This is a genomic window from Ancylomarina sp. YFZ004 (genome assembly GCF_054254355.1).
Genome location: NZ_JBTCHQ010000002.1, coordinates 20,534 through 42,326, shown reverse-complemented (window position 1 = coordinate 42,326; position 21,793 = coordinate 20,534). Strand labels below are relative to the sequence as shown.

17 protein-coding genes are annotated in these 21,793 nt (G+C 33.0%); 4 read left to right on the top strand and 13 right to left on the bottom strand.

The features are described from left to right. Nucleotides 1-282: 282 nt before the first annotated feature. Entirely contained in the window at nt 283-753 is a 471-nt protein-coding gene (locus tag ACXR6G_RS03390; protein ID WP_458359993.1) for a hypothetical protein, read from the bottom strand. A 50-nt stretch (nt 754-803) separates the two neighbouring features. Here ACXR6G_RS03390 and ACXR6G_RS03385 point away from each other — a divergent pair, with 50 nt between their 5' ends. The 3 genes from ACXR6G_RS03385 to ACXR6G_RS03375 all read left to right on the top strand — a co-directional run bounded on the left by ACXR6G_RS03385 (nt 804) and on the right by ACXR6G_RS03375 (nt 2,328). Continuing rightward, nucleotides 804-1,220 carry a hypothetical protein gene (locus ACXR6G_RS03385; protein WP_458359992.1) on the top strand — a complete coding sequence of 139 codons (417 nt, stop codon included), beginning with the start codon at nt 804-806 and terminating at the stop codon, nt 1,218-1,220. A gap of 202 nt (nt 1,221-1,422) precedes the next feature. After that, complete coding sequence (gene greA / locus ACXR6G_RS03380; protein WP_458359991.1) at nt 1,423-1,896, top strand: transcription elongation factor GreA; 474 nt, start codon at nt 1,423-1,425, stop codon at nt 1,894-1,896. A 36-nt stretch (nt 1,897-1,932) separates the two neighbouring features. Further along, a complete protein-coding gene (locus ACXR6G_RS03375; RefSeq protein WP_458359990.1) occupies nt 1,933-2,328 on the top strand; it encodes an HIT family protein in 396 nt (131 codons plus the stop codon). A gap of 71 nt (nt 2,329-2,399) precedes the next feature. Here ACXR6G_RS03375 and ruvC read toward each other — a convergent pair whose 3' ends face one another. From ruvC to rplU, 7 genes are all read right to left on the bottom strand, one after another. Continuing rightward, nucleotides 2,400-2,951, bottom strand: coding sequence for a crossover junction endodeoxyribonuclease RuvC (gene ruvC, locus ACXR6G_RS03370; protein WP_458359989.1), 552 nt, complete (start codon nt 2,949-2,951; stop codon nt 2,400-2,402). After that, nucleotides 2,944-3,837, bottom strand: coding sequence for a DMT family transporter (locus ACXR6G_RS03365; protein WP_458359988.1), 894 nt, complete (start codon nt 3,835-3,837; stop codon nt 2,944-2,946). Before ACXR6G_RS03365 ends, ruvC begins: the two co-directional genes overlap by 8 nt. Nucleotides 3,838-3,878: 41 nt before the next feature. Next, on the bottom strand, nt 3,879-4,193 hold the full coding sequence (locus ACXR6G_RS03360) for a DUF4286 family protein (protein ID WP_458359987.1): 315 nt from the start codon (nt 4,191-4,193) through the stop codon (nt 3,879-3,881). A 39-nt stretch (nt 4,194-4,232) separates the two neighbouring features. Then, nucleotides 4,233-6,050 carry a tetratricopeptide repeat protein gene (locus ACXR6G_RS03355; protein ID WP_458359986.1) on the bottom strand — a complete coding sequence of 606 codons (1,818 nt, stop codon included), beginning with the start codon at nt 6,048-6,050 and terminating at the stop codon, nt 4,233-4,235. A 210-nt stretch (nt 6,051-6,260) separates the two neighbouring features. After that, nucleotides 6,261-7,535, bottom strand: coding sequence for a serine--tRNA ligase (gene serS / locus ACXR6G_RS03350; protein WP_458359985.1), 1,275 nt, complete (start codon nt 7,533-7,535; stop codon nt 6,261-6,263). A gap of 153 nt (nt 7,536-7,688) precedes the next feature. Continuing rightward, nucleotides 7,689-7,949 (bottom strand): 50S ribosomal protein L27, encoded by a 261-nt coding sequence (gene rpmA, locus ACXR6G_RS03345; RefSeq protein ID WP_458359984.1) that lies wholly within the window; start codon nt 7,947-7,949, stop codon nt 7,689-7,691. Between the two features lie 19 nt (nt 7,950-7,968). Then, nucleotides 7,969-8,280: a 50S ribosomal protein L21 gene (gene rplU, locus ACXR6G_RS03340; protein WP_458359983.1), complete on the bottom strand. Its 312-nt coding sequence runs from the start codon at nt 8,278-8,280 to the stop codon at nt 7,969-7,971. Between the two features lie 542 nt (nt 8,281-8,822). Here rplU and ACXR6G_RS03335 point away from each other — a divergent pair. Then, the gene (locus ACXR6G_RS03335) at nt 8,823-9,419 is read left to right on the top strand and encodes a bifunctional nuclease domain-containing protein (protein WP_458359982.1); all 597 of its coding nucleotides are present in this window, start codon (nt 8,823-8,825) and stop codon (nt 9,417-9,419) included. A 131-nt stretch (nt 9,420-9,550) separates the two neighbouring features. Here ACXR6G_RS03335 and ACXR6G_RS03330 read toward each other — a convergent pair whose 3' ends face one another. The 5 genes from ACXR6G_RS03330 to ACXR6G_RS03310 all read right to left on the bottom strand — a co-directional run bounded on the left by ACXR6G_RS03330 (nt 9,551) and on the right by ACXR6G_RS03310 (nt 21,778). Continuing rightward, nucleotides 9,551-10,807 (bottom strand): nucleoside permease, encoded by a 1,257-nt coding sequence (locus tag ACXR6G_RS03330; RefSeq protein ID WP_458359981.1) that lies wholly within the window; start codon nt 10,805-10,807, stop codon nt 9,551-9,553. Nucleotides 10,808-11,114: 307 nt separating this feature from the next. After that, nucleotides 11,115-13,427, bottom strand: a complete 2,313-nt coding sequence (locus ACXR6G_RS03325) for an ATP-binding protein (RefSeq protein ID WP_458359980.1) — start codon at nt 13,425-13,427, stop codon at nt 11,115-11,117. 325 nt (nt 13,428-13,752) lie between these two features. Then, nucleotides 13,753-16,614 carry a PAS domain S-box protein gene (locus ACXR6G_RS03320; protein WP_458359979.1) on the bottom strand — a complete coding sequence of 954 codons (2,862 nt, stop codon included), beginning with the start codon at nt 16,612-16,614 and terminating at the stop codon, nt 13,753-13,755. 26 nt (nt 16,615-16,640) lie between these two features. Beyond that, on the bottom strand, nt 16,641-19,010 hold the full coding sequence (locus ACXR6G_RS03315) for a response regulator (protein ID WP_458359978.1): 2,370 nt from the start codon (nt 19,008-19,010) through the stop codon (nt 16,641-16,643). A 197-nt stretch (nt 19,011-19,207) separates the two neighbouring features. Next, nucleotides 19,208-21,778, bottom strand: coding sequence for an ATP-binding protein (locus tag ACXR6G_RS03310; protein WP_458359977.1), 2,571 nt, complete (start codon nt 21,776-21,778; stop codon nt 19,208-19,210). Nucleotides 21,779-21,793 lie beyond the last annotated feature (15 nt).

Here is a 21,793-nt window from a genome sequence, read left to right as displayed (position 1 = left end):
GTTAGGTTTTTTTTGAGTAGCAACTGAAAATATGCAATAATACTATAGACTACAAACTGTTTTTGTAAAAATTATGGCAAGCAGAAAATTTTGTTGATTTGCTTTGTGTTCTGATTTTTATATCTTTAGTATGTGAAGATTAGTTTTTTAACTAAGTGGCTTCTTCGATTATATCTCCCAATACTAATTCTAGGATATTATTTATAATTAACTTTCTGTTTTATGGGAATGTGTACCCAATATGAAATTGGCAGGTTGAATGCCAGATATTGAAATCCTTTTTTAGTTGTAAACTCGAATTGATCTTGATTCTGTATTATGGATTGTTTTATATTTTTTCAAGCTATATTTTGCTGGACCTTTGTGTACAGCGCCTTCATTAAGAAATACGAATTCACTCTTGCACTCAGGACAAACTCCTAAGGCACCATTATTTTCGCTTATTTCCACGTGTTCTTTTATGTTTTGATCATTATGGCAGGTAGCATCAAGAGCTAAAAATCCATCTCCAGTATTTATAATGTAGATACCATGATTATTAATTCCTGCATTGGATGTTGAAATGTCATCTTGATCTAGATAGATCATACTATTTGCTCCATTTAGATTGTAATAATCTAGGTAGATTTCAAAATTAACGCGAGTATTTGGCCATATTTCATTTATATCAGTTCCCTTGCTACAAGAAGAAAAACCAATTAATGTCAGTAGGAATAAGAAAAAATAATGTAAATTTGATTGCCTTGGTCTCATAAATATTGATTTTGGGAACGGGTATAAATTTAAGAATTAATAATTCAACTATGGACGGTGATTGGGGAAATATAGTCTATCTCATATTAATGGTCTTATTTGTTATTGTAGGAGCTCTTAAGAAAAAGAAGAAGGCAGTAGGAAATATTGAGGGTGCTGAAGCTGAAAGATCTGAAGATGATGCGCCAGTTGGTATCGAAAATCTATTTGATACAATATTAGGTGCAAATACATTTGCACCACAAGTAAAACATCCTTATCAAGTTGTTGAAGAAGAATTTGTTGATAATAAGCTAGAGATGAATCTTTTTACTAAAGAAGAAATTGATTCTGTTAAGCAAGATAAGCCTAAGCAAGTTGTTGTAGAGGATCTGAATGATGATGAGGTATATATAGAAGAGTACGAAGAATTTGATTGGAGACAAGCTATAATTTCCAAGGAAATTTTAGATAGGAAGTATATATAATTAAGTTTTTTAGTACTTTTATATCAATGCTAATTCATTAGAGTATAGGTGCATTTAGTTTAAATGTATATATTTGCACCTGAAAGAGTTCCGCAGTGGTGGGATTCTTTTTGTTTTTATATCAAGTGAGCAATAAATAATGCAATTGGTATAATAACAGAAAATCAAACAAAACGATAGAAAAAAAATAATAGGAGGATTTATGTCTAAATATTCATACATAACAGAAGAAGGTTTTAAAAAATTAAAAGCAGAATTGGAGCATCTGCAATCAGTTGAGCGTCCAGAGATTTCAAGACAAATTGGAGAGGCAATTGATAAGGGTGACTTATCGGAGAATGCTGAATACGATGCTGCAAAAGAAGCTCAAGGATTACTTGAGGCTAAGATTTCACGAATTAAAGGGATTGTAGTTAATAGTCGTATTATTGATGAGACTAAAATTGATACTTCAAAAGTTCAGATGTTGAATAAAGTAACGATTAAGAACACTAAGAATGGTGCTGTTATGACTTATACTTTGGTATCTGAAACTGAAGCAGACTTAAAGCAAGGGAAATTGTCTATTAACACACCTATTGCTAAAGGATTAGTTGGTAAAGTTGTTGGTGACCTTGTAGAGATTACCGTGCCTAATGGTGTTATTCCATTTGAGATTATCGATATATCGATGTAATTTGTATTCGATTAAGGGTTAAATAAATTTAGAGCTATGTCAACACTATTCACAAAGATCGTAAATGGCGAAATTCCTTGCCATAAGATTGCAGAAGACGATACGTATTTTGCTTTTTTAGATATTAGCCCTTTAGCTATGGGACACACGCTTGTGATTCCTAAGGCAGAAGTGAACTACATTTTTGATTTAGAGGATGAGGTTTTAGCTGGATTGAATCTTTTCGCTAAACGTGTGGCAAAAGCTGTTGAGAAATCAATAGAATGTAAACGAATTGGGGTCGCTGTTATCGGTCTTGAAGTACCGCATACACATATTCACTTGGTGCCTTTGAATGCGATTGGTGATTTGGATTTTTCAAATCCTAAATTGAATCCTTCACAAGAGGAACTAGCTGAAGTTGCTGAGAAAATTCGTAAGAACTTTGAATAAATAAACCTAGATGGTTTTATAGATACTAGTAGCCGCCATTGAGCGGCTATTTTTATGCCTCGATTTTGGATTTATTTTACTCTGCCGGGATTCTGCTTGATAAAGTCGGACCAAGAGCTTGCTTTTTTTGAGCCTAAAATGGGATTTGCTTGAAAGAAATGACATAGCGCAATGGCTATGGCATCCGTTTCGTCAGAATTGGTTGGGAAGTTGGGGATATTAAAATAGCGTTCCATAATGGTAGCCATTTGTTCTTTGGAGGCGGTTCCAGTACCTGTTACAGCCAATTTAATTTTTTTGGGAGCATATTCTGTAATTGGAATATCACGTTGCAAAGCAGCTGCAATACATACACCTTGTGCGCGTCCAAGTTTTAGCATTGATTGAACATTCTTACCAAAAAATTGTGATTCAATTGACAGCTCATCAGGCTGATATTCATCAATTACCTGAAGTGTTCGTCTGAAAATTCGTTGAAGTTTTAAATAGGGATCACCAAGTTTTTTTAGATCTAGGATGCCCGAAATTAATATGACAGGTTTTTTTTCAACAACTTTAAGTAAAGCATATCCCATGCAATTTGTACCTGGGTCAATTCCCATAATGATTCTATCCTTACTCAAACCTTTTTATTTTAGTTGTGATTTTTTGAAGAAGTATACCTGCAACAATGATTCCCAGGCCTACCCATGTGCTAAGATATATAGTTTCTCCGATAAATAGCTTAATTAGAAAAAGGGAAATGAAAGGGCTTAGAAAAACTAAATTACCAATCTTGTCTGTACTGCTTGAGAGTTTCATGGCTCTCAACCAAAAGATATAGGCTATGCCACATTCAACCAGACCAATGTAAATTGCTGCACCCAAACTTTTAAAATCCGGTAATTTTAATTCGTCTAAAATGATTAGAGTAATGATGCTGTAAATTGCACCAAATACAAAATTTAGAAAGAGCTTCTGAAGATCTTCACGATTATCTTTCGTGTTGAAAATCCAGAATAAGGCCCAAATTATAGAGCTGCCAAGAGCCAAGATAATTCCCCAGGAGTTAGGTGTTTCTATACTTGTAAAAGAACCCTTGTTGGCTATAAGGATAACACCAATAAAGCTTAGGAGAATGCAAGCAATGCTTTTTAATCCGATTTTCTGTTTGAGAAGTGGGATAGAGAGTAGAACAAGCGTAATGGGCCAAATATAATTTAAACTCAAGGCTAATTGAGCCGATAATAAAGAATAGGCTTTTAGTAATATGAAGTAGTAAAGAAAAGGGTTGAGAAAGCCTAATAGTGCAGAATGTAGTAATTCTGATTTAGGCGTTCTCAAAGCTATTTTTAAATTTCCTTTAAAAAAGAGGAGTGTAGCAAAAAAGATCATAGCAACTACAGATGAAATAGCTAAGAGATGGATATAGTTCATCCCCATAAGGGCAATTTTAAAAGCAGTGGCAACGGTCGACCAAGATAAAATTGCAGTCAGAGCAAAGATATAGGCTTGTGTTTGTTTCTTCAAAATTTAGGTTTTGAATTGATATATGATCTTTAGCAAATAGACTAGTGATTTACCCCATCCTCAAACATAGTCGATGAAAAAGTCAGGATATTTGTTTGAAATTTGGCTACAAAAATAGCTTTACATCTTGGTTCAAAATCTTCACGATATTTATCAAACTGAATTTTGTTTTTGAAGAAAAGCTGTAAAGAATAAGTTTGACTACCATCTTCTTGTTGTACCATCACTTTGCAAAAATAATTCTGCGAGAATGTTCCGGTTTCTTTAACTAATGGAATGAATTTATCTTTCATCCATTTACAGAAATCGTGCTCAATTGTACTGTGAAGGATGTAACTTGTGTTGTAAATAATCATTGTAAGTTGGTTTATATAGTCAGCTATTATTTGACGTGTTTATTGTGAATTTGCATTCCTTATAATTGTGTAATGTTCTCGAGCTTCTACGGAATAGATGCTCTCAGGATAATCTACAATTATTTTTTTATAGTTGATTCCACTCTCACTTATTCTATTTTGAAGCTCAAATAGTTTAGCTTGTTTATAGAGTGCTTTTGCAGCTAAACTTTCATAAGGATGTTCCTTGATGATAATATCTAATTGGCTAATAGCCTCTTGGTAGTCTTGTTGCGAATTGTGTATCTCATAAATTCTATAATGCACTTCGTCGCTTAGACTGTGTCCAGGAAAAGCCTTGAAAAACTCATTTAGTTTGACTTTCGCGGAATCTATTTTATTTTGAAAAATTAGATAATCAGCTTCTGCAAAATATTTCATTGCTGAATAAGTTGAATCTAGAATGGTGTTGTCAGAAATTAGTTGAGATAGGTCTAAAGCATCATTGGCTATTAGTTTTGATGTGCTTCCTTTGAGAACATTTAGCTGAGCTTCTGCCCAATCGAGCTCACCTAAATAATAAGACACTTTTGCTTTCTTGAGTTTAGCTTCGTAACCAATTGGGTTGTTTTTATTTCTTTGTTCAATTTGAGAATAGAGCAGTATAGCATCCCATTTTTTATTGTCGAGTAGTGTAATGTCAGCTAATTCAAGTTTGATATTTGATTTATCGCTCTGTCTGACATTGCGTATTTCCAAGGCCGTTTTTAAGAGAGTTGTCGCCTTTTCTATATCATTTAGTTTAAAAGCACTTAGGTTTGCAAATCGAATCAATGTACTTATCGACTGATTGATATTTTTTAAGTTCTTGAAATAATTGGCGTAATTCTCTGAAAGGAACTGCCAGTCTTCAAGTTTGGAATCAAATTTTGTTTCAAGTGAGAGATGTATACTTTCTAATTCCCCTATCAGGGCATTATTGTAGTATTTCGATTCAGATCCTTTTTCAACGACAAGATTGTAGCACTTTTGAGCGATTTGATAATCCTTATTATCATTTGCAGTCTTGGCAAGATACATCAATTTTTCACCGCCATTGTTTTTAATGAGGTCAATAGATTGTGCAAGCGAAAATGCTAATTCGAATTGTTTCTTTTGACTGTAATACCACAGTAGTAATTCTTTATAAACTAGATTGTTCTTGCTATTTTGAACTTGAGTTATCAATTTTGATTTTAGAATTTTATTTAAATCGGTATTGATATTTTGAGATAGAGCAGATTGTAGTTGATTCTGAATTTGCTGCAGTTTTTCAGGTGTAACAGACAAGGCTATCATGTACTCATCAAGCATTTGCTTGAAATTGCGTTGCGACATCAGAATGTTGGCAATCTCGAAATGGAACAAATGATCTTGCTTTAGGATCTGACGCCCCTTTTCATATGTTTTTATAGCAAGCTCATGTTCGCCCTTTCCTCTTAAGGCATTGGCAACCGTAGTAAATTCTCTTTTGTTGGGAATGATGTTTGCAATGGTTTTATTGTATTGCTTCTTAGCTTTAACATCTTCGCCAGAAATTTTATAAATATATCCCAGTTCAATTTGGAAAATCTGATCAGCAGGATGTTTACGTATTTCTTTTTTTACCACTTTTTCCGCCTTCGAATAGTTTTCAAGCTTTAGTAAACAGGTAATATAGTAAGTGAAGTACGACTTGGATTTTGATGTTTGATATAGCTCATTGAAAATACTTGAGGCAGCTTCGTATTCTTTATCTCTATAGTAGCGATAAGCCAATTGGCTATTCCTTTCTTGTGCAAATGCCAATGAAGGAATTAGCAGACTTAGAATCAAGAGATATAATAAATACTTTTTCATGTGTTTATAATTTCATTTTATGGTCACATGGAAGTTGCCATAATAAACATTTTTCTCTATTAAATGTATTAGCGTGGCTCGTTTCAAAAGATAGAAATAAGGTGGCTTGAAGTACTTGTTGTTGAAACTTACTTAATCAAAAATATAAAAACCCGAGAGAAATCCCTCGGGTTTTGAATTGTATATTAAATTCAATTGCTTGAATTGTATTTAGTCAATCATATCGAATCCAGTATATGGGATCAAAACTTTAGGAATTCTGATACCTTCAGCACACTGATTGTTTTCCAATAAAGCAGCGACCATTCTTGGTAAAGCCAATGCAGAACCGTTTAATGTGTGAGCCAATTGGGTTTTCTTCTCGTTCTTTTCTTTAAAACGTAGTTTCAAACGGTTAGCTTGGTACGATTCAAAGTTTGATACAGAACTCACTTCAAGCCATTTGTCTTGACCTGCTGAGTAAACTTCGAAGTCGAATGTTAAAGCAGCAGTAAAACTCGTATCACCACCACATAAACGTAGTAAACGGTATGGTAATTCTAATTTCTTGATGATGCTCTCAACATGAGCAACCATTACATCTAGGGCTTCGTATGATTTATTAGGATGCTGTAATTGAACAATCTCAACCTTATCGAATTGGTGTAGACGATTTAAACCACGAACATCACTACCATAAGAACCAGCTTCACGACGGAAACAAGCTGAGTAAGCCGTATTTTTAATAGGAAAATCTTCAGCTTTCAAAATGACATCACGGTAGATGTTTGTTACTGGAACCTCAGCAGTAGGAATCAAATACAAGTTATCTTCTGTTGCATGATACATTTGTCCATCCTTATCAGGAAGTTGACCAGTACCATAAGCTGAAGCTTCATTTACCATTAAAGGAGGAATAACTTCTTCGTATCCAGCTTTGCGATTCTCATCAAGGAAAAAGTTGATTAAAGCTCGTTGGAAGATTGCGCCTTTACCTCTGTATAGAGGGAATCCTGCACCAGTGATTTTATTACCTAGTTCAAAATCGATGATATTATATTTCTTTGCCAACTCCCAGTGAGGGATTGCACCTTCATACAAGTTTGGCATTTCACCTTCTGTTCTTTCAATCACATTCTCCTCTTCACCTTTACCTGCAGGTACCGATGGGTGAGGGATATTAGGAATTTTAAGAAGTAAGTCATTCAAATCTGCAATCGAAGCATTCATTTCAGTATTCAATTGCGAGATACTTTCTTTAAGCTCAACCGTTTTAGCTTTTGCAGAATTAGCCTCTTCTACTTTTCCTGATTTGAATAGCATACCAATCTCTTTTGAAAGGCTATTCATCTCAGCTTGAGTATTATCTAATATTGCTTGAGTGGATTTTCTCTTTTCATCCAATTCAATAACCTGATCGATAATCTGAGTGGCATCGAAATTCTTTATGCTTAAAGCCTTGATGGCTTCTTCTTTATTCTCCTGTAAGTATTTTAGACTTAGCATGTGATATCTATTGAAGATGATTATTCATGAGTCATATGGAACTCGTTATGAGTACCTAGAGACTTTTAACTAACGAAAGGTAAAAATAAAAAAATCTCCTGTCTTTACATGAAATAAAGAGAGGAGATTTAAATATTTTATGTGCTAAATAATTTATTCAGCAAGAGGCTCGATAGAAACGTATGATCTGTTGTTTCTTTTCTTTTTGAATACCACTGTACCAGCAATTAATGCAAATAAAGTGTGATCCTTACCACAACCTACGAACTCGCCTGGGTTATGAACTGTACCTCTTTGACGAACAATAATGCTACCAGCTTTGGCCGCTTGTCCACCGTAAATTTTTACGCCTAATCGCTTACTTTCGGATTCTCTACCGTTTCGTGAACTACCGGCTCCTTTTTTATGTGCCATTTTTAGATATTTTTAAGGATTAAGCTAAGATTTCTTGAATCTGAATTTGTGATAAGTTCTGACGGTGACCGTTCAGCTTTCTGTATCCTTTTCTTCTCTTCTTCTTGAATACTTTGATCTTATCAGCTCTCAAATGAGAGATTACTGTTGCGCTTACTTTAGCACCTTCAATAGTTGGAGCTCCAACTACGATTTCACCATCTTTGTCTAACAAAAGAACTTTAGCGAACTCTACTTGTTCACCTTCTTCAGTCTTAAGTCTGTTGACAAAAATCTTTTGGTCTTTCTCAACTTTGAATTGCTGACCAGCGATTTCTACAATTGCGTACATTATTCTACAATTTTCGGTTTATTCCTGAAGGTGGGTGTTTTAATACTTTCAAAACAGCCTCTTTTAGAACCCTCAAAGGAAATGTTTTCGGACTGCAAAAATAGAAAACAATAATTGATAAACAAAGTTTTAAAGAAAAAAAACATTGGTGTTCTAATAAGACTTAAAAGAAAATGATTCAGTTATTTATCATTATTCCTGATTTTGTATGCAAAGGTCAATTATTTGACGATTTGAATTTGTATTTTGAGTTAATAATGATGGCGGTTTGAGAGTTTAAGTTTAAATTTAGTAAATTGCTACGTGCATTTACATTGGGGTATTCTCATAAAAATACGAAGCTTAATACTTGGATGATATTTTTTTAGATGAAAGAGAGCCCAGTGTTGTTGTGAAAAACTTATAAAACAATTTATATATTTGTTAATATTATTGATTTATATTATAAGGTAATTATATAGAATTCAATTAGTAGGATTTTATTGTTTTCAGAATATATATCAATTTGCTGTTTGGATATGTATTGAAATTTTGAATCACACATGGGAAAAGTCAAATTAAATATACTTGGATTATCGTATAGTCAAACACAGACTGGAGCATATGCTTTGGTACTAGCCGAGGAAAATGGCGACAGACGTATTCCAATTATTATAGGTGGGGTAGAAGCACAGGCCATCGCTATTCAGTTGGAAGAATTAGAACCTCCTCGTCCTTTGACACATGATTTGTTTAAAAGTTTTGCGATTGCTTTTTCTATTAAAATTGTTGAGGTTAATATATATCGTTTACATGAAGGTATCTTTTATTCGGAGTTAATATGCGAGAACGGAAATAATAGGGTCAGAATAGATTCTAGAACTTCAGATGCAGTTGCCATCGCGCTCCGATTTAAATGCCCAATATATACAAGTGAAGAAATTATAGAAAAGGCTGGAATTACTTTGAGTATTGAAGGAGAAAGCGACGATGCAAAGATAGCACCTGTGAAGGATGTTAAATCACCCCATAAATATCGTAAGTCAAATCCTTTTGAAGGTTATTCAAAGTCCCAGCTTCAGGATATGCTTGATGCTGCTATAAATAATGAGGATTACGAAAAAGCCTCTCAAATTCGTGATGAGTTGGAAAGGCGATAGAGTAAGAACTCTGTTTGTAAAATAAAATAAACCTGAAAGAATATGAACTGATCTCGTTCTATCTTTCAGGTTTTATTTTAGTCGGTATAAGAGTTTAATCAGCTCTTAATATGTAATGAGTTGTAGTACTGTTAATGGTTTATTTTTCCAATAGCTTCTGGATTGTGCTTGTGTTTAAATAAGAACGCAAAGAATATCGCTATAATTAATGAATAAATAGCAAAGGTATTCCAGATATCCATCCAAATAAAGTCACCCTCATTACTAGTGAAAAAATTCCCGATAATGATGCCACTTACCCATGATCCCAATATGGCTCCAAATCCATTGGTCATCATCATGAATAGGCCTTGTGCACTCGATCTGATATTAGAATCACATTGTGTTTCAACAAACAGAGAGCCCGAAATATTAAAGAAATCAAAAGCCATACCGTAAATGATACATGATAGAATAATCATCCAAAGCCCTCCTGAAGGATCTCCATAAGCAAATAGGGCAAATCGTAATACCCAGGCAACCATACTGATTAACATCACCTGTTTAATTCCAAATTTCTTTAAAAAGAATGGAATTGCAAGTATGAATACCGTTTCAGATATTTGGGATATTGACATGATGATAGTTGAATACTTTACAACGAAAGAATCAGCATACTGAGGTACTTTTTCAAATTCTGATAAGAATCTGTCTCCATACATATTGGTTAGCTGCAAAGCTGCTCCCAAAAACATTGAAAAAATAAAGAACAAGGCCATTTTGTAATTTTTGAACAACTTGAAAGCGTTCAAGCCTAGCATCTCAATAAGTGGCGCACCTTTTTTTCCTTGGTTTTGAGGTTTACATTGTGGCATCGTAAATGAATAGGCCGCCAAAATGAATGACGCTACTGCTGCAATATAAAATTGGTTAGCAGATGCTTTTGAACCTGTTAAATTAGTCAGCCACATTGCTGCGATGAATCCAATGGTTCCCCAAACACGAATAGGAGGAAATACCTTGATCACATCATACTTGTTGTTTTTTAGAATGGTGTATGAAATTGAATTCATTAAAGCAATGGTTGGCATATAGCAAATCATTGCCAGTAAAATAACTGTAATGAATAAGGTCGGATCGTCAACTTGTGGTAGATATAGCATTGCTACACCTCCCAATAGATGAAGTATTCCGTACAATTTTTCTGCGTTAATCCATCTATCAGCGATAATCCCCGAAAGGGTAGGCATAAACAAAGATGAGATTCCCAATGTTGAGAAAACAGCACCAAATTCTTGTGGCGACCAGCCTTTGTTTCCAAACCAATAGTTCGCAATGGTTATTAACCAGGCTCCCCAGATAAAAAACTGAAGGAAGTTCAATAGTGTTAAGCGACCTTTTATTCCCATGGTGTATTTAAGTATAATTAGATTTTAATATGTTCAGATTAAAATTAAAAAGATCCCTAATGAGGAATGATTTTAAAACAATGGTTTTAAACGGCGCTCAGCTATTATCCGCAGGTGTGCAGATGAAATTCTGATTTGGGATTTTGGTTGTAGAGTAGTATAATAGGAGTTTAGATTCTCCATATATAAACAAAATTATAGCTAAATATTCTATTAGCTATCTTGTTGTAACATACGGCTCCAAAACTAATAAAAAAAAATAGAAATAGTCCCTAATATGATATTTGTAATGATTCTACATTTTAAGTTAGGCTTCTATTTTAGATTGATTGCTATCGAAACTTAAGAGTATCTTATCAAATAAATCATCTTTATTAATGGGTTTTGAAATGTAATAGTCACAGCCTGCAGCTAATGTTTTCTCTTTATCGCCTTCAATAGCATAGGCCGTTTGAGCAATAATAGGAATTTCAGGACGAATTTTCTTGATCTTCTCCGTTGCGATATAACCATTCATTTCAGGCATATTTATATCCATAAGAAGTAGGTCAATTTGATTATTGGCTTGACAATAATCAACGGCATCCTTGCCATTCGTCACCCACACACATTTCATCCCTTTTGAACTGAGGAGTGCTTCTAGAAATGAAAAAGATGTTTCATCATCTTCAGCTATAAGGACGGTTTTGTTTTTAAAATTTAGGCTAGGTTCACTAATTGAGGATCGAATGTCTGTTTCAAGTTTAGCTCTAAATGGAATTGTGAAATAAAAGTTTGCCCCTTGACCTTCTTCTGACTCTATCCATATATCACCTCCCATTAGATGAGTTAATTTTTCACAAATGGTTAAGCCAAGACCTGTTCCACCATATAGACGTGTGTGCGAGTCATCAGCTTGACGGAAGATTTCAAATATTAGCTTTTGCTTATTTTGAGGAATTCCAATGCCCGTATCTTTCACAAAAAACAGAATGAATTGTTGTTGATTATCTTGGTGTAAACGACAACCAAATGTGACACGTCCTTCGTTTGTGAATTTTAGTGCATTTTTAAGTAGGTTTATTAGGTTCTGTTTGATTCTTTTCTGATCTGAATAGATAATGGTCTCTTTAATCTCAGGAGAAATATTTAGAATGAGATCTAAATGTTCTTTATTCTGTAGTATCTGTTCACTTTTTACAATATCATGAACTTCATTTAATAATGTAGATATACTAAGGGGTTCGATTTGAATTTTGATATCCCCTATTTCAATTAATGAAATATCAAATATGTCTTCAATTATACCAAGTAGATGTTTCCCGCTCATTCTAATGATTTTGCTATATTGGAAAATTTTCTCCAACGGTAAACTTGTCTTTATCAAGCTTGAAAAACCGATCACGGCATTCAAAGGTGTTCTTAGTTCATGAGACATTGTCGCTAAGAACACTGATTTTAATCTGTTTGATTCTTCTGCCGCTTCTTTGGCAATCATTAAGTTTTCATGGCTGGCTTGAATCTCCAATAAATGAGCCTTCTCTTTTTGAGAACGAACTTTTCGTAAATGAATATTAATTGACATTACAGTAATAATAATTGTAAGGAGAATCAGCACTGTAAGGATCAGAACAAAAATTTCTTTTTGTTCGCGAACAAAGTTGTATGGGGCATTAATAATGTAAGAATCTTTTGGGAGTTTAGATTTTTTTATCCCAAAATGAGTTAATTGATTATGGTCAAAACGGTATTCATATTCTGCTAGTTTTGGAGGTAGATCGTTAATATTTGTTCCGGAAAGAACTTTCTTTGCCATTTCCGAAACCATTTTGCCTTGACTACGACCAGTAATTAAAGAACCACCAACAGCCCCAAGGTTCAGATAAAAATCCCAAATGCAATAGATTGGAACATTACAATAGGCTTTGGCTTCTTTAAATCCTCCTTCATAACTTACATAATTCCCCTTTGAATCGCGATTGTAAATTAAATAAAACACGATGCTTCCTTCCGAAAGAGAACTCAATTGAGCTTGTAAATCATCTAAGTTGTCTGGTTTAATGAACCGATATCGGAATGCTTTTTTCATGTGCTCAAAATCTTTTTTGAGAGCACTAGAAGCTGTTTCTCCGGTTGTACTATAATCCCTCACAACAACAATCTCTTTGTAATCGGGATGATTGTTTTCAATAATATGAATAGTAGAACAACTGTTCGTGTTTTCAAAAATCCCGCTGTATCCTTTGGGAACATCAATAATTGAATTTAAACCACAAAATAAAACAGGTACATCGCCAAAAAGTTTTTCTTTATATTCAAGTAAGAAATCGTAGGCATTGTTGTCAGTTGATATAATTAAGTCGAATTTTTTGTCCTGATATTTATCCAGATAAAAACGGGCAAGAACATTTAGATATTCCTTTGAGAAATACCTTTTAGTATCCATATGTTCTATAAATATAGAAGAGGATAATTCCGATGAAAATTCTCTTTTAATACTGCTTACGATGGAGTCGGTCCAACTTAAACCATTGTGGTAGGAATTTAAGATTAAAATATTTTTATGATTAGAAGATTGTCCTTTAAAAGAGATAATTAAGAGGAGAAGTATAATAGCTAAACATTGCTTTGAAATTTTCATAGAATCTCATTTTGGAATCAGTAAACAGATGCTATTTGAAGTTAAGAATTATAAAGTTTATTTAAAAGTTTATAATTTTCAATATAATTAGAAGGAGGTGAAACGTCTTTGTATCAATGAGTCTCTTGAAGGTGTTGCTATTTTCGGGGCAGATTATGACATATGAATCTCTACAATTGATTGGTAAATGAAAAATGTTTTTTTCTTAGGGCATTATTGAATATCGAATACACAAATTCGCTTATAATATATTGCTTCTTCAGTTCTGATTTTAAGAAATTGAAATAGTCCCTATTTTGATATTTGTACTGATTTTACATTTTATTTAAGCTTCTATTTTAGATCGATTACTATCTAAACTTGAACGTATTTTATTAAATAAATCATGCTTGTTTATTGGTTTTGAGATGTAGTAGTCACATCCAATAGCTAATATTTTCTCTTTATCGCCTTCAGCAGTATAAGCTGTTTGAGCAATTATTGGAATCTCTGGGCGATTTTTTTTGATTTTCACAGTAGCAATATAACCATTCATCTTAGGCATATTAATGTCCATAAGAATTAAATCAATTTTATTATGTGTTTGACAATATTCAACCGCTTCCTCCCCATTATTCGCCCTAACACAATTCATGCCTTTAGGGCTAAGTAGTGCTTCCAGAAATAAAAAACCAGCTTCATCATCTTCAGCAATAAGAACAGTTTTGTTGTTAAAGTTTGGAGTCTTACTTGATGAGTCTAAAAATGCATCAGAATTATCTAAAAATGGAATTGTAAAATAAAAGTTGGCGCCATCACCTTCTTTTGACTCTACCCAGATGTCACCTCCCATTATATTGGTTAATTTTTTGCAAATGGTTAAGCCAAGACCTGTACCACCATAAATTCGAGTATGTGAGTCGTCAGCCTGACGGAAAATTTCAAATATTAGCTGTTGCTTATCTTGAGGGATTCCAATGCCTGTATCCTTCACAAAAAATTGAATAAACTGATCTTGATTCTTTTTGTGTAAACGACAACCAAATGTGATATGACCTTTTTTTGTAAACTTAAGTGCATTTTTCAGCAGATTAATCATATTCTGTTTGATTCTTTTCTGATCTGAAAAAAGAATAGTGTCTTGGTTTTCCAGGGAATTATCTAGAATAAGATCTAAATGTTTTTTATTTAGGAGTACCTGTTCATTTTTTACAATCTCATGGACTTCTTCTAATAATGTTGATATACTAAAAGGTTCGATTTGAATCTTTATATCTCCGGTTTCAATTAAGGAAATATCAAATACATCTTCTATTATACCAAGTAGATGTTTCCCGCTCATGTTAATTATTTTGCTAAAATGTAGAATCTCCTCCACTGGTAGATCTGCATTTATCAAGTCCGAAAAACCGATTACGGCATTCAAAGGTGTTCTAAGTTCATGAGACATAGTTGCTAAGAATACTGATTTTAATCGATCACTTTCTTCGGCACTTTCTTTGGCTCTTATAAGTTCCCTTTCGTATTTTTTACTCTGAGATATATCACGAATAATGCCTTGGTTGGCGATGCCATCTCTATACGGAATAAAGCTGGCTGAGACTTCAATTTGTATTTTTTTTCTAGACTTAGTGATGCAAAATAATTCAAATTTTCGCGAAAGTTTACTTTTGTCATTTTCTTGAAATCGGAGGTTCATCATTTCAAGGCTCTCTGGAGCAATAAAACTTTCGTAGTTAATATCTTTCATCTCTTTGGGAGTGTAACCCAGAATCTCTTCAAATCGTTTGTTTATTAATTCAAAGTGGTTGTCATATAATAAGAAAATGGCATCATTTGAATCCTCAACTAGGGATCGATATTTTGATTCATTTTCTTCTAAACTGCTCTGCATTCGATACTCTTCCGTAACATCTCTGAATACGAGAACAACTCCGGAGATATCTCCGGTTTCATCTTTAATCGGGGCTCCAGAATCAGCAATTTGGTATTCACGACCATCTTTAGAGAGTAGTACCGTATGATTGGCTAAGCCAATAATTTGGCCGTTTTTAAGAACCTTAGTAACAGGATCTTCGACTCTTTCTCTTGTTTTAGAATTAATAATTTTGAAAACTTTTTCCAGTGATTGCCCCTTGGCTTCGTTGAAATTCCACCCAGTTAACTTTTGAGCAATAGGGTTAATTCTAGTAATTTTCCCATGTACATTAGTTACTATTAGGGCATCACCAATAGAGTTTAAAGTTATGCGTAAGTTTTCTTCATTTTCTCTAATTTGGCGTGTTTGCTTAGCAACTTGTTTTTTTAAACTAATTAACCAAAGCCAAAGAAGAATAATGGATGCAATAAATATGGATAGAATAGTAATTATCGTAAACCATGTTTTGTTCGAGAATTTATTTGGTCTTGAGTGTATCCATTTTTGATAAAGTTTCTTTTGTCGATTTATAGGAATGTTATCAATTGCTTTATCTATAATTTTAAAAAGAGTTGGATGATCCTTGGGTACTGCTACAGCTAATCGATTCATATATCCACTTTCGTCAGATATCTTAAGATTACTGATAGCTTCTGTGTTAATAATGTGTGTGACAGTCATCTGGCTGACTATCATGGCATCGCAGGCACCTGTAGAAACGGCTCGTATACATTCTATATGGTTCTTAAAGCTAATAGGCTTGATATTGGGATAATATTGAGTTATATAATCATCAACGGCATAATTAGAGACTGTGCAAACTTTCTTATCCGTTAACGAACTCATTGAAGAAATATTACTATTCTTCTGGCTGATTATGACATAAGGAATTTTTACAATTGAATTTGTAAATGAGAGATATTCTACTCTCTTGTTTGTTCTAGCACACCCTACAATTATAAAGTTTTGTGCTGTACGAGAATAATTTATCAGTTCTTCCCAAGTATCAAAGTTTCTATATTTAAATTGATGATTTAGAGAACTCTCAATTTCTTTTTGATAATCAACCAATAAGCCAACATAGTCTCCATCTTCATTGTGAAATGCAATGGGTGGTTCTTCATAACCAAATAAGACTTCAATATTCCCCTCATTATTACTAAGCCAGCTTTGTTCTGATTGGCTTAAATCTTGTTTATTGAATGATTGACATGACGTATTTACGATGCATGTTATGAGTATGAGGAAGTATAACTTGATTGACTGTCGTTTTGTTGCGAATGAAATCATCAGATATAGAATGAAAGTTATCTTTATTAAAGATTGATAGCCGTATTGAGCTTATTAATTGAGTGATTCATTTTGCTCAATAAGTCTTCTTTGTTAATTGGTTTTGAAACATAGAAGTCACAGCCAGCATCTCGAATCATCTTTTCATCTCCAGCAATTGCGTATGCGGTTTGAGCAATTATAGGAAGGTTAGGACGAATTTTCTTGATTATATCTGTAGCAATATAGCCATTCATATTCGGCATGTGAATATCCATAAGGAGTATATCTATCTTATCGTTTCCTTTACAGTATTCAACAGCTTCTTGACCATCCTTAACCCAAATGCATTTCATTCCTTTTGAACTTAGGAAGATGTTCAGAAATGAAAAACTTACTTTATCATCTTCAGCAATTAATACAATTTTGCCTTTCAGATTATATGAATCTTGAGCATCTTTTTTGACCTCTTTTTCTTTAGAATTAATGTGGGTTGGAATTGTAAAGTAAAAATTTGTTCCTTGGTCAATTCCTGGTTCAAGCCAAATTTCACCTCCCATTAAATTAGTTAATTTTTTACTGATTGTTAATCCTAATCCAGTCCCACCATATATTCTGGAATGTGAATCATCGGCTTGTCGAAATACCTCAAATATGAAATCTCTTTTTTCTTTAGGAACGCCTATGCCTGTGTCTTTAACAAAGAATTTGACAAATGGTTTTTTATCCATCTCAATAATAATACATCCAAATTCGACTGTCCCTTTATTTGTGAATTTTAGAGCATTTTTTAATAGGTTTAATAATATCTGCTTAATTCTTTTTTGATCAGAAAAAAGAACTAAATCTAAAGACCCAATTTGATTATTAAAAATCAAATTAATGTTTTCTTTATTTTGTAATGTTTGTTCATTTTTTATAACCTGATGAATATCATCAAGTAGCGCTAGTAGGTTAAGAGGTTCTCGATGAATCTTTAGATCTCCAGTTTCAATTAGAGATATGTCAAAAATATCTTCAATAATACCGAGTAAGTGTTTGCCACTAGTATTTATTATTTCACTAAAATAAGTTATTTCATCAATTGGGAGATCTTTTTCAATAAGTTCTGAAAATCCAATTACGGCATTCAGAGGAGTGCGTAGTTCATGTGACATAGTGGCTAAGAAAACTGATTTTAGGCGATCGCTTTCTTCAGCATTTTCTTTCGCAGATATTAAAGATTGGGTTAGATTTTTTCTTTCTGTGATATCTTTTATCATTGCTAGATGGCACGGTGTGTCACTACTTAAAATATTAATTCTTGTCGTTGTTAAAATGACCCATATATATTCACCATTGGATTTAAGTAATCTTTTTTCAATTGAAAACCCATTGATTTTTCCTGTGTTCAATAAATCCATTTGATATAGATCTTGTTGAATATCATCAGGGTGAGTCATGTTTTGCCAATTGGATTGTGTTAATTCATTTTCTGAACGTTCAAGTATTTGACAATACTTATCATTAACCTGAATAATTTGACTAGAATGTGAATCAACCAACGCAATTCCAATAGGGGATTGATCAAAAATTTTTCGAAACTTGTCTTCACTAATTTTCCGTTGCGTAATGTCAGTAATGAAACCTTCGATATAAATAAGATTATCACCTTTAAAAACCCCACTACCTTGTTCCCAGATCCATTTAGTCTCTCCTTTTGCATTTATGATTGGGTATTCAGCTTGAAATGTGGACTTTTGTGTAAGTGTTACCTGCCATTTATTCCAGAGTTTTTCTCTATAATCTGGGTGGATAATATCATTAAATGTGATTGTGTTTTTTGAAATAAAATCATCAGGAGAATAACCCGTGATTTCTTTACAGCCATCACTAATATAAGTCATTGACCAATCTCTGTTATTAAGGCACTGATAAGCGAACCCAGGAAGATTATTGAGGAGATTATTTAAAGTTCTTTGGCTTGTCTCTAATTCACTTATTTTTTGTTTAACATCGACTTCTAAATCTTTATTTTTCTCACGTAATTCATCTTCAGCATCTTTAATTCGAAGCATGACATTAATTTGTGCAACTAATTCATCTTCTTCTATGGGTTTAGATATAAATGCATCAGCTCCAATTTGCAAACCTTTAATACGTGATTTATTATCACCTCTCATGGCTGTAATAAGAATAATCGGAATATGCTTGGTTAGTGAGTTATTTTTGAGCTTTTCACAAGTGGCAAATCCGTCGAGATCAGGCATTAGAATATCCAAAAGAATAACATCTGGTTGTTTTTCTTCAGCTATTTTTATTCCTTTTTTTCCCGATTGACATGTGATGATATTGCATCCAGAATATTGAGGTTTCAATATTGCTTTATACACGACTAAATTGTCAGCATTATCGTCTATGGCTAGTATTTTTCTCATAGGAATAATAAAAGAATTTTCTATTTTGTTCTAATACTTCTGAATTTCTAAAAGGCTTATTAATATACGCATTACAAACGGTATCTAATTTATTGAGTTCATCTTCTTGCAAAATTCCAGAAGTTAATTCAATAATTGGAATTTGGCAAATGTATTATCTTGTTTAAGATGTTTGTATGGATTCATTTACAACTTACTCATGAATGATTTTTTTTTGTTACCATGGACTCAATAATATTGAGTAATGTCTCTATGTCAATATCGCCTTTTTGTATTAAATGGTAGATGTTGTTTTTGCTTAATCTGTTCAGATCTTTTGTCGATAAATCTTTTGCGGTTATGATAGTAACGGGAATATTAGCAGTGTCTTCTTTTTCTCTAATTGTTTCTAAAACTTCAAATCCATCTATTTCAGGCATCATTAAATCGAGAATTATACCATCTGGAATATAAACCTTCATGTATTCATAAGCTTCTTTTCCACCTATAGCGACATCTACTATATATCCCTTGCTCTCCAGGATTTGTTTCATCTGGATTATTGCAGTTTTATTATCTTCAATAATTAAGATTCGTGCACCATTAATTTCTATTGGACTTGGTTTGTTTTTTGTTTTGTGTAATGAGCTAAGAATGATTGGGGCAATTGATTTTGCTTCATGCCATACAATTGGTATACTTAATGTGAAGCACGATCCGAAATCTGGTTTACTTTTAACCGAGATTTGACCACCTAATTTTGTTACAAGTTTCTTTACAATCGTTAGACCTAAACCTGTGCCTTCATACTGCCTTGAGGAACTTCCATCTATCTGTCTAAATTCATCAAATATTAATTTTAGATCATTGTCTGAAATTCCGATTCCTGTATCGGTGATTTCAATGTTTATATTTTCATTTTTTTTGTAGGCAGATATGCTTATTTCACCATTTTCGGTAAATTTTATTGCATTGTTAATTAGATTGGTTAAAATCTGGTTTAGACGGACTTCATCTGTTTCAATTTTGGGAAGATCATCTGAAGCATTAAGAACTAATTGAATATCCTTTTCAGATGCTAAAGGTGATAGGTTTTCATTAATAATCTGCAAGAAATTTTTAAAATGAATAGCCTTAGGGTAGAGATCCATCTTTCCCGCTTCAATCTTTGATAAATCTAGAATGTCATTAATTAATTTCAGTAAATTTCTGCCATTACGTTCAATAATTTCAAGGTATGAATTTTCTTCGTTGTCTAATTTTTCATGAGTTTGCATTATTAACGTTTTAGATAATGCCATAATTGAATTTAACGGTGTTCGCAGCTCATGACTCATATTTGAGAGAAACTCACTTTTTAGTCTATTTGCTTGTTCAACCTCTTCAGACTTAAAAGCAAGAAACCTATTTTGATCATTAAGCTCGATGGTTTGATTATGCAACTCTTGTGCTTGCTCTTTTAACTCTTCAGATTGTAATTCTAACGTTTGATTGGATTCTGATAATGTTTGAGCTAATAAGGACTTTTGTTGTGTTGCTAAAATATTAGAACATGATGTATTTATATTTGAATGAGTTAGTTTTAATATTTCTACACTTTCATAACTGTAATTTTCTAAGCTTGTTAATGAAATGAGCGCAATGATTTTATTGTTAGTTATTATTGGGAAGGATAGAATTTCCTTTGGATTATAATTTCCGATGCTTGTTGTAAATTCAAAATTGGAATTTTGAGTTAGATTTTTTATTATTTCCAATTTTTTTGTTTGCATTAAGAGCCCAAACTCACTAGGAATCTCTTCTTTTGAGAATGACTTTAAATGTTTCTCGTTACATGCAATGGTAGCTAAACAATTAAATCTATTTTCTTCTAAAAGATAAAAACGCCCACTAGAAGAATTACTAACAGCTATTAGATTCTCTAATAATTTAATAGAAAATTGATTGATATCTGATTCTCCAATTAAAGATTTGTTTATAGCAGATATGCCATCTTGAATTTTGATTCTAGATTTTAGAGCATTTGCCATTGAATTAATACCTTTCCCGAGAGTGTCTAATTCATCGTTTGAGTTAATGGTATTTTGGATTGATAGGTCTCCTTTTTGAATTGCCTTGGATACATGGTTCATCTCTTTGATTGGACGCCTTATACTTTGTGTAATTAAATAAGCTATCAATAAACTTATTATTAAAGTTAAAATCAAAAAGGTAATAATGACTCTATTAAAATAATTGCCTTGATCTATTGAGGATTGATGAAAACTTTCTGCTTTGTAATTAGCAAAGTCTTTCATTTTTAATACTTTTTTATTTAAGCTTTCAACATGGGCTGCACCTTTTTCTTTTGTTATTAGAGCTGCTTCCTGTTTTTTGCCGGACATACTTAATTCTATAACCTCTAATCTTATAGGTTTCCATTCTTTAAATGACTCCCAAGCAGCGTCAACGTCTTTCTTATCGCCCAAAAATTCTTTTGATACGATGGAAAATAATTGATTGATTGCATCTTCATTTCTATCTACATGTGCAATTGCTTTAGCTATTTCAAGTTTGGTATTAGCCAAACTAACATCTTTCATTGAACGGTGAATAGAAACAATGTGAGTTTCAATTTCCTGAACTGAATTACTAATCGTATAAGGATGCTTAAAAATATTATCGATGGTCTTGATATGCTGATGAGAATTCCAAATTGCTAGAACACCAATACCTAAAGTGAACAGGCTTAGTGTTAAGAAACCTAATGATAATCTGGAGCCTATAGAAATATTTCGAAGTTTAGTCATGGAGGTTAGTTGTAG